The 14,504-nt window shown below is 70.3% G+C and carries 12 protein-coding genes; 2 read left to right on the top strand and 10 right to left on the bottom strand.

Annotated features, from left to right (window positions below):
- Nucleotides 1-2 precede the first annotated feature (2 nt).
- The 4 genes from IZR01_RS20140 to IZR01_RS20125 all read right to left on the bottom strand — a co-directional run bounded on the left by IZR01_RS20140 (nt 3) and on the right by IZR01_RS20125 (nt 4,233).
- Entirely contained in the window at nt 3-1,115 is a 1,113-nt protein-coding gene (locus IZR01_RS20140) for an ABC transporter substrate-binding protein (RefSeq protein WP_194924721.1), read from the bottom strand.
- Between the two features lie 118 nt (nt 1,116-1,233).
- Entirely contained in the window at nt 1,234-2,583 is a 1,350-nt protein-coding gene (locus tag IZR01_RS20135; protein WP_194895789.1) for a sulfate adenylyltransferase subunit 1, read from the bottom strand.
- A 2-nt stretch (nt 2,584-2,585) separates the two neighbouring features.
- Nucleotides 2,586-3,509, bottom strand: coding sequence for a sulfate adenylyltransferase subunit CysD (gene cysD / locus IZR01_RS20130; RefSeq protein ID WP_194895790.1), 924 nt, complete (start codon nt 3,507-3,509; stop codon nt 2,586-2,588).
- Between the two features lies 1 nt (nt 3,510).
- Complete coding sequence (locus tag IZR01_RS20125) at nt 3,511-4,233, bottom strand: phosphoadenylyl-sulfate reductase (RefSeq protein WP_194924720.1); 723 nt, start codon at nt 4,231-4,233, stop codon at nt 3,511-3,513.
- A 482-nt stretch (nt 4,234-4,715) separates the two neighbouring features.
- Here IZR01_RS20125 and IZR01_RS20120 point away from each other — a divergent pair, with 482 nt between their 5' ends.
- Nucleotides 4,716-5,564, top strand: a complete 849-nt coding sequence (locus IZR01_RS20120) for an LLM class flavin-dependent oxidoreductase (protein ID WP_194895792.1) — start codon at nt 4,716-4,718, stop codon at nt 5,562-5,564.
- An 87-nt stretch (nt 5,565-5,651) separates the two neighbouring features.
- Here IZR01_RS20120 and IZR01_RS20115 read toward each other — a convergent pair whose 3' ends face one another.
- On the bottom strand, nt 5,652-7,382 hold the full coding sequence (locus tag IZR01_RS20115) for a thiamine pyrophosphate-dependent enzyme (protein ID WP_194924719.1): 1,731 nt from the start codon (nt 7,380-7,382) through the stop codon (nt 5,652-5,654).
- A gap of 81 nt (nt 7,383-7,463) precedes the next feature.
- Here IZR01_RS20115 and IZR01_RS20110 point away from each other — a divergent pair, with 81 nt between their 5' ends.
- Nucleotides 7,464-8,222: a hypothetical protein gene (locus tag IZR01_RS20110; RefSeq protein ID WP_194924718.1), complete on the top strand. Its 759-nt coding sequence runs from the start codon at nt 7,464-7,466 to the stop codon at nt 8,220-8,222.
- Nucleotides 8,223-8,262: 40 nt separating this feature from the next.
- On the opposite strand, the gene IZR01_RS20105 is transcribed toward IZR01_RS20110, so the two are convergent.
- From IZR01_RS20105 to IZR01_RS20085, 5 genes are all read right to left on the bottom strand, one after another.
- Complete coding sequence (locus IZR01_RS20105) at nt 8,263-9,384, bottom strand: hypothetical protein (RefSeq protein ID WP_194924717.1); 1,122 nt, start codon at nt 9,382-9,384, stop codon at nt 8,263-8,265.
- 307 nt (nt 9,385-9,691) lie between these two features.
- The gene (locus tag IZR01_RS20100) at nt 9,692-10,669 is read right to left on the bottom strand and encodes a GH25 family lysozyme (protein ID WP_194899906.1); all 978 of its coding nucleotides are present in this window, start codon (nt 10,667-10,669) and stop codon (nt 9,692-9,694) included.
- Between the two features lie 87 nt (nt 10,670-10,756).
- On the bottom strand, nt 10,757-10,945 hold the full coding sequence (locus IZR01_RS20095; protein WP_194899907.1) for a hypothetical protein: 189 nt from the start codon (nt 10,943-10,945) through the stop codon (nt 10,757-10,759).
- Nucleotides 10,942-12,651 carry a nitrite/sulfite reductase gene (locus IZR01_RS20090; protein WP_194899908.1) on the bottom strand — a complete coding sequence of 570 codons (1,710 nt, stop codon included), beginning with the start codon at nt 12,649-12,651 and terminating at the stop codon, nt 10,942-10,944. Before IZR01_RS20090 ends, IZR01_RS20095 begins: the two co-directional genes overlap by 4 nt.
- 258 nt (nt 12,652-12,909) lie before the next feature.
- Nucleotides 12,910-14,334: a choice-of-anchor A family protein gene (locus tag IZR01_RS20085; RefSeq protein WP_194924716.1), complete on the bottom strand. Its 1,425-nt coding sequence runs from the start codon at nt 14,332-14,334 to the stop codon at nt 12,910-12,912.
- Nucleotides 14,335-14,504: the final 170 nt, after the last annotated feature.

Raw genomic sequence — 14,504 nt, 5'->3', positions numbered from 1 at the left:
CGCTACTTGCTCGACAGCCCGGCGTCGGACACCGCGGCCCGGCCGTCCCGGGCCAGTTCGGTGTTCAGCAGCGTCAGGTCGAAGATGCCGTGCAGATCGGTCTGCTTGAGCAGGCCGGTGGCCACGGCGTGGTCCATGGAGGTCTGGAGGGTGGCGGCCAGCGGGTCGTCGGTCACCGTCTGCTCGCTGAACGCCCGGGCGATCTCGGCGTCGGTGAGGGCCTTGCCGGTGAGGGCCTTGAGCTGGTCGTTGACCAGGGTCTGGGCGGCGGCCGGGTTCGCGGTGATCCAGGAGTTGGCGGCGATCTGGCCGTCGATCAGGGCCTTGACGGTGTCCGGGTGCGCGGCCAGGAAGTCCGTGGAGACCACCAGGTTGGTGGTCGCGAACTGCCCGCCGGGCCACAGGCTGCGCTCGTCGACCAGCACCTTCGCCCCGGCCTCGGCCACCATCCGGGAGGCCCACGGTTCGGGCAGCCAGGCGCCGTCGATGTGTCCGGCCTTGAACTGGTCCAGGGTGGCCGCGTTGTCCTGCGGGTTCACCGAGACGTCGCCGGTCCCGTCGGGGTTGGCGGTGAGGCCGTTCTGCTTGAGCCAGGCGCGCAGGGCGACGTCCTGGGTGTTGCCCTTTTGCGGGGTGGCCAGGGTCTTGCCCTTGAGGTCCGCGACCGAGGTGATCCCGGGTCGCACCACCAACTCCGCGCCGCCGCTGGTGGCGCCCGCGACGATCCGCAGCGCCTGGCCGTGCGATTGGGCGTAGGCGGACAGGGCCGAGGACGGTCCGACGTAGGCGGCGTCCAGCTGGCCGCCGAGCAGCGCGGTCATCTCGGCCGGGCCGGCGTTGTAGATCTGGGTGGTGAGCTTGGTGGTGCCCAGCGCCTTGGCGAAGTCGCCGTGGGCGACCCCGACCACGGCGGTGGCGTGCGTGACGTTCGCGAAGTAGCCCAGCCGCAGCTCGCCGGCGGCCGTGGACGTGGTGCCCGCGGCGGCGGAAGTAGTGACCGACCCGGAGCTGTGGTCCGTGGTGGAGACGTACGCGGCGATCACGATCACCACCGACACGATCAGCCAGCCGGCCGCGACGGTGGCGGCGACGGCAGAGAACGCCCTTCGTATCAACGCACGCTCCAGGGGGACTACAGGAATCTTCGATGTCGGAACAGCGAGCAGCGGTGAGGCACCGCGGCCCGACATCGGACGTCTCCGGTGAAGTTGTGGGAGAACAGCGCGCGCTCGATCACGAGAAGACCCCCAGCGGGTCCCCGGACATGCCGGCGGTGAGGGTGTCGCCGCTGGCCGGGTCGATCAGCAGGAACGAGCCGGTCTCGCGGTCGGTGGCGTAGGGCTCCAGCAGGATCGGCGAGGCGGTGCGCAGGACCACCCGGCCGATCTCGTTGGCGTGCAGGGTGTGCGGGGCCGGGGCGTCGTGGTCCCAGTCGAACTCGTCGGTCTCGGCCGGGCCGGCGGCGGCCGCGGCGGCCAGCGGGTCGGTGATGTCCAGTTTGGCGGAGATCTCCTTCACGATCGCCTTGACCGTGCGCGTGGTGTGCTTCAGCAGCACCCGGTCGCCGACGGCCAGCGGCTTCTCCGACAGGTGGCAGACGGTCGCCACCACGTCCCGCACCGCGGCCGGGGCGGCCTCGGCCGGGGCGATCAGGTCGCCGCGGGAGACGTCCAGCTCGTCGGTCAGCAGCACGGTGGCGGCCTGCCCGGCGGTGGCCCGCTCGACCGCGCGGCCCAGCAGGTCTATGGCGGCGATCGTCGAGCGCTGGCCCGAGGGCAGCACCACGACCGGGTCGCCGACCTCCAGGTGCCCGGAGGCGACGGTGCCGGCGTAGCCGCGGTAGTCCGCGCTCTGGTGCCGGATCACGTACTGCACCGGGAACCGGCCGGCCGGGCGCCGCTCGGTCTGGACCGGAACGTTCTCCAGGAACTCCAGCAGCGTCGGGCCCTCGAACCAGGCCAGATCCGCCGAGGGCTCCACGACGTTGTCCCCGCGCAGCGCCGATACCGGAAGCGCCGCGTGGTGCTCGATCCCGAGCGCGGTGGCGTAGGCGGCGAAGTCGGCCTCGATCTCGGCGAACCGGTCCTTGTCGAAGTCGACCAGGTCCATCTTGTTCACCGCCAGCAGCACCCGCGGCACTCGCAGCAGGGCCGAGACCGCGGTGTGGCGGCGGGTCTGCTCGGCCAGGCCCTTGCGGGCGTCGACCAGGATCACCGCCAGCTCGGCGGTCGAGGCGCCGGTGACCATGTTGCGGGTGTACTGCACGTGCCCGGGCGTGTCGGCCAGGATGAACCGGCGCTTGGGCGTGGCGAAGTAGCGGTAGGCGACGTCGATGGTGATGCCCTGCTCCCGCTCGGAGCGCAGTCCGTCGGTCAGCAGCGCCAGGTCCGCCTGTTCCAGCCCGCGGTTGCGCGAGGTGCGCTCCACCGCCTCGTACTGGTCGGCCAGCACCGACTTGGTGTCGAAGAGCAGCCGGCCCACCAGGGTCGACTTGCCGTCGTCGACGCTGCCGGCGGTGGCCAGCCGCAGCAGTCCGGCGACGTGGGTGTCCTTTGAGGTCGGCGCGTCCAGAAGCACAGTCATGACTAGAAGTACCCTTCTCGCTTACGGTCCTCCATAGCCGCCTCGGACAGGCGGTCGTCCGCGCGGGAGGCCCCGCGCTCGGTGATCCGGGAAGCAGTGATCTCGGTGATGACCGCGGCCACGTCGACGGCGGTGGAATCCACCGCGCCGGTGCACGACATGTCCCCGACAGTCCGGTAACGCACTACGCGGGTCTGGACCGGCTCGTCTTCGCGCGGCCCGCCCCACTCGCCCGGGGACAGCCACATGCCGCCTCGGGCGAACACCTGCCGCTCGTGCGCGTAGTAGATCTCCGGCAGCACGATGTCCTGCTCGGCGATGTACTGCCACACGTCCAGCTCGGTCCAGTTGGACAACGGGAACACCCGCACGTGCTCACCGGGCCGGTGCCGGCCGTTGTACAGCCGCCACAGCTCCGGACGCTGCCGCTTGGGGTCCCACTGCCCGAAGTCGTCCCGCAGCGAGAAGACCCGCTCTTTCGCGCGGGCCTTCTCCTCGTCACGGCGTCCGCCGCCGAAGACGGCGTCGAATTTGTGCGATTGGATCGCGTCCACCAACGGCACCGTCTGCAACGGATTACGCGTCCCGTCCGGGCGCTCGGTCAGCCGGCCGTCGTCGATGTAGTCCTGCACATGCGCCACGGACAACTGGAGCCCGTGCTCGGCGACGGTGCGGTCGCGCATCGCCAGCACCTCCGGGAAGTTGTGCCCGGTGTCCACGTGCAGCAGACCGAACGGCACCGGCGCCGGCGCGAACGCCTTCAACGCCAGGTGCAGCATGACGATCGAGTCCTTGCCGCCGGAGAACAACAGCACCGGCCGCTCGAACTCGGCCGCCACCTCGCGGATGATGTGCACCGCCTCGGCCTCCAACGTGCGCAGATGATCGTGCGCCGGGGCCGTCTCGTCGTGGGTCAGGGTACTCATGTCAGGTGTGCAGTCCGCATTCGGTCTTGGCGTTGCCGGCCCACCGGCCGGCCCGCGGGTCCTCGCCGGGCAGGGGCTTGCGCGTGCAGGGCTCGCAGCCGATCGACGTGTAGCCCTCCATGAACAGGGGATTGGTCAGCACGCCGTGGTCGGTGATGTAGGCGTCGAGATCGGCCTGGGTCCAGGCGGCCAGCGGGGAGATCTTGACCATGTCGCGCTTGGCGTCGTAGCCGACCACCGGGATGTCCGCGCGGGTCGGTGACTCCTCGCGGCGCATGCCGTTGATCCAGGCCGTGTACGGCTTCAGCGCCCGCTCCAGCGGCTCGACCTTGCGCAGCGCACAACACTTGTCGGGGTCGCGCTCGTACAGCCGCGGGCCGTATTCGGCGTCCTGCTCGGCGACCGTCCGCAGCGGGGTGATGTTCAGCAGCCGCACCGGGTACACCTCGGCGACGGCGTCCCGGGTGCCGATGGTCTCGGCGAAGTGGTAGCCGGTGTCCAGGAACGCGACGTCGATGCCCGGCGCCGCGGTGGAGGCCAGGTGCACCAGGTGGGTGTCGGCCATAGAGGAGGCGACGACCAGGTCCGTGCCGAAGGTGGCCTGGGCCCATTCGACGACCCGCCCGGCCGGGGCGTGCTCCAGCTCTGCGTTGGCCTGCTCGGCCAGCGCTCGCAGGTCGCCGGCCCGGGGCTTGACCGACGCGGGTGCGGTGTCCGCTGACATTTCGGGGCTTCCCCTTACAGTGGCGGGCGCACGGGCGTGCCGGACGCCCGACGCGCCCGGACCGCGTGAAGGCGGCGTCCTCGGACGGCGTGGGGGAAGGGCCGGCGGACCGAGCGCCCTGAAGGATCTTCGGTGACAGATCGCGGGCGAGGTCTACTGGGCCGGCATACAGACCATGCTGGACAGCCGTCCGAAGTCGACGTGACGTCGACCGACGAGCGCGATTCCAGCACGAGACATGCTTAGAGAGTCGCACGCGGTCCGCGGGTCGTCCACTGTCGTCCATGATGCGGACCATGTGTCTCACGCCACGTTGAGGTGGCGTAATGGGGTTGTTGCGCCGGAGTCGAGGTCCTAGGCTGCCGATACTCCGAGAGGGAGCTCCCCAGAGGGAACGCCGCAGAACGGGAGCCTTAGGCTTCGCATTGCCGAAGTCCTGGAGGGGGCGGCATTGTTTCGTCGTTCCCTTATGGAGGTTATTCATGAAAGTCGGAATCGGCCTTCCCGTCAGCACCCCCGAGGTGCTGCTCGACTGGGCCCGGGCCGCTGACACCGGACCGTTCTCCACCCTCGGTCTGCTCGACCGTTTCGTCTTCGACAACCCCGAACCGCTGGTGACGCTGTCCGTCCTGGCCGGTGCGACCACTCGGATCCGACTCCAGACCGAGGTGCTGCTGGCGCCGCTGCGCGAGCCTGTCCTGCTGGCCAAGCAGGCCGCCACCCTCGACCGGCTCAGCGGCGGCCGCTTCGTCCTGGGGCTGGGCGTCGGCGGCCGCGAGGACGACTTCGAGGTGGTCGGCGCCGACTACCGGTCGCGCGGCCGGCGCATGGACGAGCAGATGGAAGTGATGCGGCGCGTCTGGTCCGGCGCCGACTACAGCGACACCCTGGGCCCGATCGGGCCGCTGTCCCACCGGGAGAACGGCCCTGAGGTGCTGTTCGGCGCGTTCGCGCCGGCCGCACTGGGCCGGATCGCCCGATTCGGCGACGGACTGCTGGCCGTCGCGCCGCCGCAGATGATCGGCGCTCAGATCGACACGGTTCGCCGGACCTGGGAGGAGGCCGGCCGGGACGGAGCGCCGCGGATCGTCGCCCAGGTCAACGCCGCGCTCGGCCCGGAGTCGGTGGTCGAGGAGGCCCGTACGGCCATGGGCGGCTACTACCGCTTCGCCGGCGAGATGGGCGAGCAGTTCGTCGCCGCGATGATCACCACGCCGGAGGGAGTCCGCGAGGCCGTCGCGGCGTACGCCGACCAGGGCGTCGACGAGGTGATGTTCTACTGCTACGGCCGCGACCCCAAGCAGGTCGACCGGCTGGCCGACGCGCTCTGAGAGCGCCGACGCGCACTGCGCGGCGTGCTTTGAGGCCGTAGAACCGCGATGCCGGATGTGCTCTGAGTACGGGGACGTGCTCCGTGCTCAGAGCAGCCGCGCGTTGTGCGTCGCCTCCTTGACGACGTCGCCGAGGTGGCCGGTCAGCGCCTGCTTGGCGACGCTGAGCGTGAAGCCCTTGATCGTCTCGGCCGGGGTGTGCGCGGGTAGCGCCAGCGCGTAGGGATCGACCACCACGTCGACCACCACCGGACCCCCGCGGTGGTTCAGGGCCTCCTTCAGGCCCTGCTCCAGATCCGCGGGGCGTTCGATCCTGATGCCCCGGGCGCCCATCGCCTCGGCTACCTTGGCGAAGTCCGGGTTCTGGAAGTCCACGCCCCACGGCGTGAGCCCGGCCTCCTGCATCTCGATCCAGACGAAGTCGAGCTTGCCGTTGTTCAGGATCACGTGCACGATCTCGGCCTTGCGCTGTACCTCAGTGAGGAGGTCGCCGAGGCCGAGCATCGTGAAGCCGCCGTCGCCGCACAGGGCGATCGCCGCGCGGTCCGGGAAGGCCATCTTGGCGCCGAACGCGTTCGGCGAGGCGCTGGCCATCGAGGCCCACGTGAGGCTGCCGAACAGGTGGCGCTTCGGGCCGAAGTGCAGGTAGTGCGCGGCCCAGATGCACGCGGTGCCGGTGTCCACGGTGAATACGGCTTCTTCGGGCGCGAGCCGGTCGAGGGTCGCGGTCAGGTACTCGGGACGGATCTGCTTCAGGGCCGGACCGCGTTCGACATAGTGCTGCAACTGCTTGTCGAAATCCTCTGTCTTCTTCAGACACTTACGCAGGAAGGAGTCGTCGGTCTTCGCCGACACCAGCGGCAGCAGCTTGTCCAGGGTCGCACCGACGTCGCCGACCAGTCCGTGGACCAGCGGCACGCGGCGGCCCAGCCGGCGGCCGTCCCGGTCCACCTGGACCACCTTGACGCCGCTGTGCGGCAGGAACTGCGGGAACGGGAAGTCCGTGCCCAGCATCAGGAGCACGTCGGCGTGGTTCGCCGCCTCCCAGCAGCCGCCGTAGCCGAGCAGCCCGGTCATGCCGACCGCGTGCGGGTTGTCGTACTCCAGCCACTGCTTGCCCTTGAAGCTGTAGCCGACCGGTGCGTTCAGCTTGTCCGCGAGGGCGCGGACCTGGTCCCGGGCGTTCTGGCAGCCTTCGCCGCCGAAGATGGTGACCGTCTTCGCGCCGTTGACGATCTCGGCCAGCTTCCCGATGTCCGCATCGGGCGCCGGGCCGACCATGGTGTTCGGCACCGTTATATGCGTCGACACATTCGGTGCGTCCGCCGCCGCCACGTCGCCGGGCAGCGAGATCACCGTCGGGCCCTGTTCGGCCAGCGCGGTGGTGATGGCGGAGGTGACGATCGGCCGCAGCTGTTTCGGGTCTACTAGGCGACCTGTATATAGAGACGCGACGCTGAAGAACGTATAGGGGTTCAGCTCTTCCAGACCGTCCGTGTCCATGATGGCGGTCTCGACGTCACCGGCGATCGCGATCACCGGGACGCCTTCCTTGCGGGCGTCGATCAGGCCGTTGATCAGGTGGCTCACCCCGGGTCCGGCGGTGCCGCAGACCGCGACCGGCCGCCCGGACATCTTCGCCTCCGCGACCGCCGCGAACACGCCCCACTCCTCGTGCCGCACGTGCACGAAGTCGATGTCGCCGGCCCGCCGCAGCGCGTCGATCGCCGGGTTCAGGGCGTCGCCCACGATTCCGTAGCAGCGCCGCACACCGGCCTGGGCGAGCATCTTCCACAGCACATCCGCGACAGTAGGCATACTGGCAGTCTCGGGGAGGGGGCCCGCGCGGGGATCGCTAGAGTGAGCCGCGTGGGGGACCAGAAGACACCTATGATCCCGATGCCGTCCGCGCCCGCCGACGCTTTGTGGGAGATCTCCCTCGCGGCGTATCTGCGGCGGCGCACCGACCTCCCGTCGCTGGCCCTCAAACCACTGGGGCTGCTCGACCGGTACGGCGAGGTGGCCGTCGGGCCGGACCACATGGCCTTCGACGGCGAGGACGTGCCCTGGGACAAGGCCGTCCGGGTGATCGTGCGGGACCTGGTCGAGGTGGTCTCCGACAAGGCGATGGCCCGCGAGGCGGAGAAGATCCGGCACCTGCTGCCGCCGGTGCCGGGCCGCAAGTGGGTGGTGGACCACGCGATGGCGTTGCTCGGCGACTTCGCGGCGCCGCGGCTGACCAAGGCCCGCGGCGGCGACGTGGTCAGCGAGGTCGTGTACCGGGGTGCGCTCGGGCGGGAGAAGACGGTCCAGTGCGGGGTGTTCGCGGCCCTGCTGATGGCGACCTGGCCGGAGGTGCGGCACAGCTTGATCGCCACTGCGCGGTTGCACGGGGTGGAAGTGTACGGCGAGGCGGTGTCGGCGGCACCCGAAGCTGCCGGACATATCTTTAGCGCTGCTCCACCGAACCAGACGTCCGCCGCGGATGACGAGCCGACCCTCCTGATCCCGCCGCGGCCGAGCGCCGCCGACGAACCCACGATCATGCTCCCGCCGCAGTCGGCACCGCACGCGGACGATCTCGCGTCATCGGGCTCGGCGGTGCTGCCGCCGCGTCAGGACCTGTGGACTCCCGCCGAGCCCCGGCCCGAAGGCTGAGGGCTGAGACCCGGCGGGTTCCGCGTCGCCTACAGCCGGGTCACTTCACCGTCGCGTGCGTCAGCGCGCAGACGTTGGTGTCGTTGGACCAGCTGCCCTGGAACGTGAAGGTGCCGTTGCCGAACTTCACGTTGCCGGCGCCGCCGGTCACGCCCTTGAGCCAGGCGCACTCGTCGGCGTTCTCCTGGCCCTGGTACTGCGAGCCGGCCACGTTGTTGGTCCAGCCGCCGGCCGGGTTCTGGTCGGTGATGGTCTCGCTGTACTCGTGGCCCAGGGTCATGGTCCAGCCGTCCAGCGTGCCCTTGCTGCCGGAGTTCAGGAAGTTCACGCCGCAGCCCTGGCCGGAGTCCATGTTGTAGGGCTGGTTGGAGAAGGCGAAGTCCCCGACGTTGGACGTCACCGCGCCGCCGGTCAGGGTGCTGTCGCCGTTGTAGTCGTGCCAGGCGCAGTACTGGCCCTGGTAGTTGTCCGGGTTGGTGCCGTGCGGGGACAGGATCACGTAGTAGGCGGCCCGGTTCGAGGCCGCGGTGGTGTTGCCGAAGTGGTGCGCCGCTTTCAGCGCCTCCTCGCCGAGCTGGTGGCCGCTGGCGGCGGCCGGGGACTTGGCCGAGTTGTCGTACCAGGCGCCGGCGAACACGCCGCCGGTCGGGTACGGTACGTGCGCGGCGCTGGTGGAGCAGCTGGTCGCGCCGGCCTTCACCAGCGGGCCGTCGCAGTACTGGGTCATGGTCCCGGACCACGACTCACCGCCGGTGCCTATGCCCTTGAACAGCATCTGCGCCGGCGCGGCACCCTTCTGCGGGTCGTTGGAGAACGTCAGGTTGCCGTTGGCGTCCTTGCTCTGTGTTCCCCACTGGCTGCCGTAGAAGATGACGTAGACCTTGGGGTGCTGGTCCATCACGCCGATGCCGTCGACGCCGCCGCCGTAGGACAGCGTCTCCGGGCCGGTGGCGGCCTTCGCGGTGGCGGCGTCGTGGGCGGCCTGCGCGCGGAACTGCGCGGCTCCGGCGACGGTCGGCATCACGCCGTGGCGGGCGGCGGCGGCCGGGGCGGCCTGGGCGGAACCGGCGGTGCCGAACGCGGCGAGCAGCGCGGCACTGGCGCCGATGGCGGCGGCGGCCAGGCGCGCCTTGCCATGGGCGGTGGTGGGGGTGTGGAGCATGTGGTGGCTTCCTCTCGCTGGGACCTCGCCGTCCGGCCGGGGTTGGCCGTGGCGGCGTGTTGGTGCGCGGGCGCACGGCACCGGCACGCGGCGGTACCGCGCGCTCTGGCGTGCTCCGTGGTGCGATGGGGCCTGTCAGCGCCCGACGAATCCCGGGACACCGGGCCCCTGAGATCGTCTGCGAAGGGGAAACTAGCAATGAGGCCAACCCGGGTCAACGGGTTGGCCTCAAAAGATCGAGCGCGGGTTGTCCAGGTACCCGTCAGGTCGGCGCGGTCAGGACCCTTACTCAGCCCTGGTCGGCTGATCAGCGGGCTACGGCCTCCAGAAGGTAGGCCACCGGGACATTCGGGTTCGTCACGCGGGCGATGCTGATCTTCTGGACCGCGGTGGGCAGCGGCCCGCCGAACGGGTTGACGCGGTCGGCGGCGGCGTCGACCACCACGTTCTCGTAGATGTGCGACCAGCCCTGGCCGTGCGTGAAGATGGCGACCCGCACGGTCGCCGTACCGAAGTCGGCGCCCAGGCTGAACCACACGTTCCCCCAGTTCGCGCTGCCGTAGTTCGCCGGCGGCGGCAACACCATGGTCACGGCGCCGGCGCCGGGCGTGATCACACCTGTCGCGAATGCGGGCATGTTGTCGTCCTCCAGACCGGGGGTGCCCAGGGCCGCGACCAAGTTCGCGGTCGTGCCCCGGAAAGCGTTGTAGTCCAGGCTCTGTCCGCCGTCGGACGCCTGGTTGGTGAATTGGTAGATCAGGGGTGTGAGCCCGCCGTAGGACTCCCATCCGGACGCCCCGTCGCCGGGATACAGGCTCCCGACGCTCCCGGACCCGCCGGGATACTCCGAGGAGACCAACGACACGCCGCGGCTGGTCAGTGCGGACAGATCGGGTGAACCGAGCTGTTGCCAGTACCAGCGCGGCAGATAGACCAGACGCAGATTGAGTCCCGCGGCATGCGCGGCGTCCACGTAGGCGAGGATGTCGGCCAGGGACGGCGAGAAGGAGTTAGCGGGCTCGGCATCCAGCATGCCCGGCAGTGCGCTGTTTCCTACATTGGCGGCGGTATGCGCGGCTTGTGCGCTTGCGCTCTCGTTGGAGATGAAGTGGTACCAGATGAACGGTCTGCCGAGCTGCGCGGCCTGCTCTCGCCAGCCTTGGTAGTCGGCATCGGTGTAGTAGGTGCCTTCGGTCGTCTTGGCTATGACGAAGGCGGCGTCGGCGAGCCGGGACAAGACCAGCCCGCTCTGATAGGACGATATGTCGGGACCGAAGATGGTCATAGGCGGCTCCTTGTGGGGGGAGTCAGGGACCATATTTCGTATGCCGCTCTGACGAGCCCTCAAACCGCATGACTTGCATTTTGTTTGTCAGGACCCGGATGCGGCATCTCCGGCATTATCCGTGCGGTCCGTCCGGGACGCGAGCAGGCCGACGAAGGCGACCTCGAACACCCGCCGGCAGGACCGGCACGACCAGCGCCGGTGGCTGCCCTCCTCCGGCCGCAGATCCTCGTCGCCGCAGTAGGGGCAGTACGCCGGCGCTGCTCGCTCGCTCATGCCAGGTCCGCTTCCGAGGCGCGCACCGTCCACTGCGCGAAGGTCTCGTCCGCGTGCCGCTGCTCCTGGAACCGGCGCGCCAGCCGCTCGACGTAGTCCGGCAGCGCCGCCGCGGTCACCTTCAGCCCGCGCACCTTGCGACCGAAGGCGCCGTCCTGGACATCCGTCGGTTCCTTGGTCTGCGCGCCGAGGTGGCCGCCCAGGTGCACCTGGTAGCCCTCGACCTGCTCGCCGTTCTCGTCCAGGACCAGCTGGCCCTTCAGCCCGATGTCGGCGACCTGGATGCGCGCGCAGGAGTTGGGGCAGCCGTTGACGTTGATGGTCAGCGGCTGGTCGAAGTCCGGCAGCCGGCGCTCCAGCTCGTCGATCAGGTTCGACGCGGCCTTCTTGGTCTCCACGATCGCCAGTTTGCAGAACTCGATGCCGGTGCAGGCCATCGTGGACCGGCGGAACACCGAGGGCCGGACCTGGAGGTCCAGCGCTTCCAGGGCGCCGACCAGTTCCTCGACCCGCTCCTCGGCCACGTCCAGGATCAACATCTTCTGCTCGGCGGTGGTCCGCACCCGGTCCGAGCCGGCGGCCTCGGCCAGGTCGGCGATCTTGGCCAGGGTCGCGCCGTCGACGCGGCCGACCCGGGGCGCGAAGCCGATGTAGCGCTTGCCGTCCTTCTGGACGTGCACGCCGATGTGGTCACGCTCGTAGGTCGGCGCGGGCTCCGGCGCCGGGCCGTCGGTCAGCGCGCGCTTGAGGTATTCGGTCTCCAGGACTTCGCGGAACTTCGCCGCGCCCCAGTCCGCGACCAGGAACTTCAGGCGCGCGCGGCTGCGCAGGCGACGGTAGCCGTAGTCCCGGAAGATGCCGCAGACACCGGCCCAGACGTCCGGGACCTCGTCCAACGTCACGAAGGCGCCCAGCCGCTTGGCGAAGTGCGGGTTCGTCGACAGGCCGCCGCCCACCCACAGGTCGAAGCCCGGGCCCAGCTCCGGGTGCACGACGCCGACGAACGAGATGTCGTTGATCTCGTGCACCACGTCCTGCAGGCCGCTGATCGCGGTCTTGAACTTGCGCGGGAGGTTGGAGAACTCCGGGTTGCCGATGTAGCGCCGGGAGATCTCCTCGATCGCCGGGGTGCCGTCGATGATCTCGGTGGCGGAGATGCCGGCGACCGGCGAGCCGAGGATCACGCGCGGGACGTCGCCGCAGGCCTCGGCGGTGCTCAGGCCGACGTCCTCCAGCGTCTTCCAGATCGCCGGGACGTCCTCGACCCGGATCCAGTGCAGTTGGATGTTCTGCCGGTCGGTGACGTCGGCGGTGCCGCGCGCGTACTTCTCCGAGACCTCGGCGATGGCGCGCAGCTGGGCCAGGCTGAGGCGGCCGCCGTCGATGCGCACCCGCAGCATGAAGAACTTGTCGTCCAGGTCCTCCGGCTCCAGGATGCCGGTCTTGCCGCCGTCGATGCCGGGGCGGCGCTGCGTGTACAGGCCCCACCAGCGGAAGCGGCCGCGCAGGTCGCCGCCGTCGATGGCGTCGAACCCGCGGTGGGCGTAGACGTTCTCGATCCGGGCCCGCACGTTCAGGCCGTCGTCGTCCTTCTTGGTCTGTTCGTTGCCGTTCAGCGGGGTGAAGTAGCCCTTGGCCCACTGCCCCTCGCCGCGCTGCTGGCGGGGACGGCCGGCGCGGGCAGGCGTGGACGGGGTGACAGTCATCTCGGGGTGTCCTTTGAACAGGTTCGTACGGCCGGAAGGGAGGAGGCGCGGGGCGCGAACCGCTAAAAGAGGCGCGGGTCAGAGCGCGGTGCGGACCGTACAGGCCATGCTGGAAAGGCGGCCGTAGTCGACATGGCGTCGACTGACGAGGGCGATTCCGGCTCGAGACATGCCCCTCAGCCTGGCAGCGCATCCCGGACGCGTCCACTGTCGTCCGGGATGCGGACCGGTTGTCTCACGAGCCGTGAGGCCGGCGGATCAGACGTGCTTTCCCCTCTTCCGGCTGGTGAAGGCCAGGACCGCGGCGCCGGCCGACAGCGCGGCGGCGGCCAGGCCGAGGGCCGGCGCGAGGCTGCTGCCGGTCGCCGCCAGGCCCCGGCCGGCGGGGCGGGTCGAGAACGACGGCTGGGTGCCCGAGGGGGTGGTCGGCAGTGTCGGCGCCGCGGTGGTCGGTGTCGTGGAGCTCGATGAGGGTGTCGTGGAGGGGGAGGAAGACGGAGCCGTCGTGGTCGGCGAGGTCGTCGGGGAGTTCGTCGGCGAGGTCGGGCTCGTCGTGGGTTCGGACGTCGAGGAGGACGAGGTCGGCGACGTCCCGCACTCCGGCAGCACGCCGTCGAACGGATACGCGTGGATCTCCGAGCCCGCGCTGGAGTTGGTCAGGACCAGCCCGCCGGCCACGTACACCCGGCCGTTCTGGCCCGGCGTCTGGATGCTGAGCGTCCCGGCCGGGTTGCCGCCGAGGATCGAGCCCTGGAACTGGGCCCCGCCCCGGATCGTCGCCGAGGCGGCGTTCGGGAAGTTCCACATCAGGCGCGGCCGCAGCTCGGTCGTCTGATCGCCGGGCAGACCGGTGCCGGTGTAGGTGTTGATGACCGGCGCGGTCCCGGTCATGTTGACGAGCACCGTGGCGCCGGCCGGGATGTTGTTGAACTCGATCCCCACGGTGCTCGCGCCGCCGATGTCGCCGGGGACGTCGAAGACCTGGAGCGGGCTCGTCCCGTCGCCGGTGAAGGTCACAGCCGACGGCGAGACGCTGACCGTGCCGGTCGCCGGGGCGGTGGCGGCGCACTGCGACCGGTCCTCGATGTAGCCGCGCAGGTCCGAGTACTGATCGGCGGCACCCGGCCGCTGGATCGCCTGGCCGGACGGGACCACGCTGATGGTGCCGGTCGCCGTGCCGCCGTACACGAGGTTCCCGTACGCCGGGCCCTTGGAGTCGACCCCGCCGACTTCCAGCCGGTTGGTCGGCCGCACGGTGACGTTCCCGCCGACCGTCACGAAGTCCGAGCCGTCCGGCGGCGGGACCCGCGAGCCGACCCCGACGACGGCGGCGTTGAAGATCCCGCCGCCGGTCTTGTCCACGGTGAAGTCCCCGAGCACCACGATCTTGCCCTCGGCCTCGGCGGCCCGGCCGGTGGCGCTGAAGTCGGTGCCGGCGTAGATGTTGATCGCCGCGTCCCGGCCGGCGAAGTCGCCATTGTGCGGCGGCGGCCAGAGCCCGGGGCACTGCGGGCCCAGACAGGCGCCCAGCGGCGGCGCGAGCGGAGAGGTCCCGGTGATCGGTCCGACCGCGCCGTGCGCCGCGCTCACCGCCGCCAGCGCCGCGGCGGCGAAGGCCGCCCCGGCCACGCCGATGACCGCGGCCTTGCGCCGCTGCTTCAGGCCGACTTCGACGTCCGTCACCACGAGGACTCCCTACTGTGATCGAACCCTCACTTTCCGTGCCGATGGTAGGAGGTCCGCCTGATGAGATGGGGGAGGCGCAGGCTTGGGACGGCGGCGGTCGTGACGTACATTGGTCCGATCATGCGATCAATCTGGGAAGGCGAGCTGCTGGTCCAGCGCCGCCACAT

Source organism: Catenulispora pinisilvae, assembly GCF_015356865.1.
Classification (GTDB): domain Bacteria; phylum Actinomycetota; class Actinomycetes; order Streptomycetales; family Catenulisporaceae; genus Catenulispora; species Catenulispora pinisilvae.
Note: the sequence above shows the minus strand (reverse complement) of the source record. Positions and strands in the feature narration are given on the sequence as shown.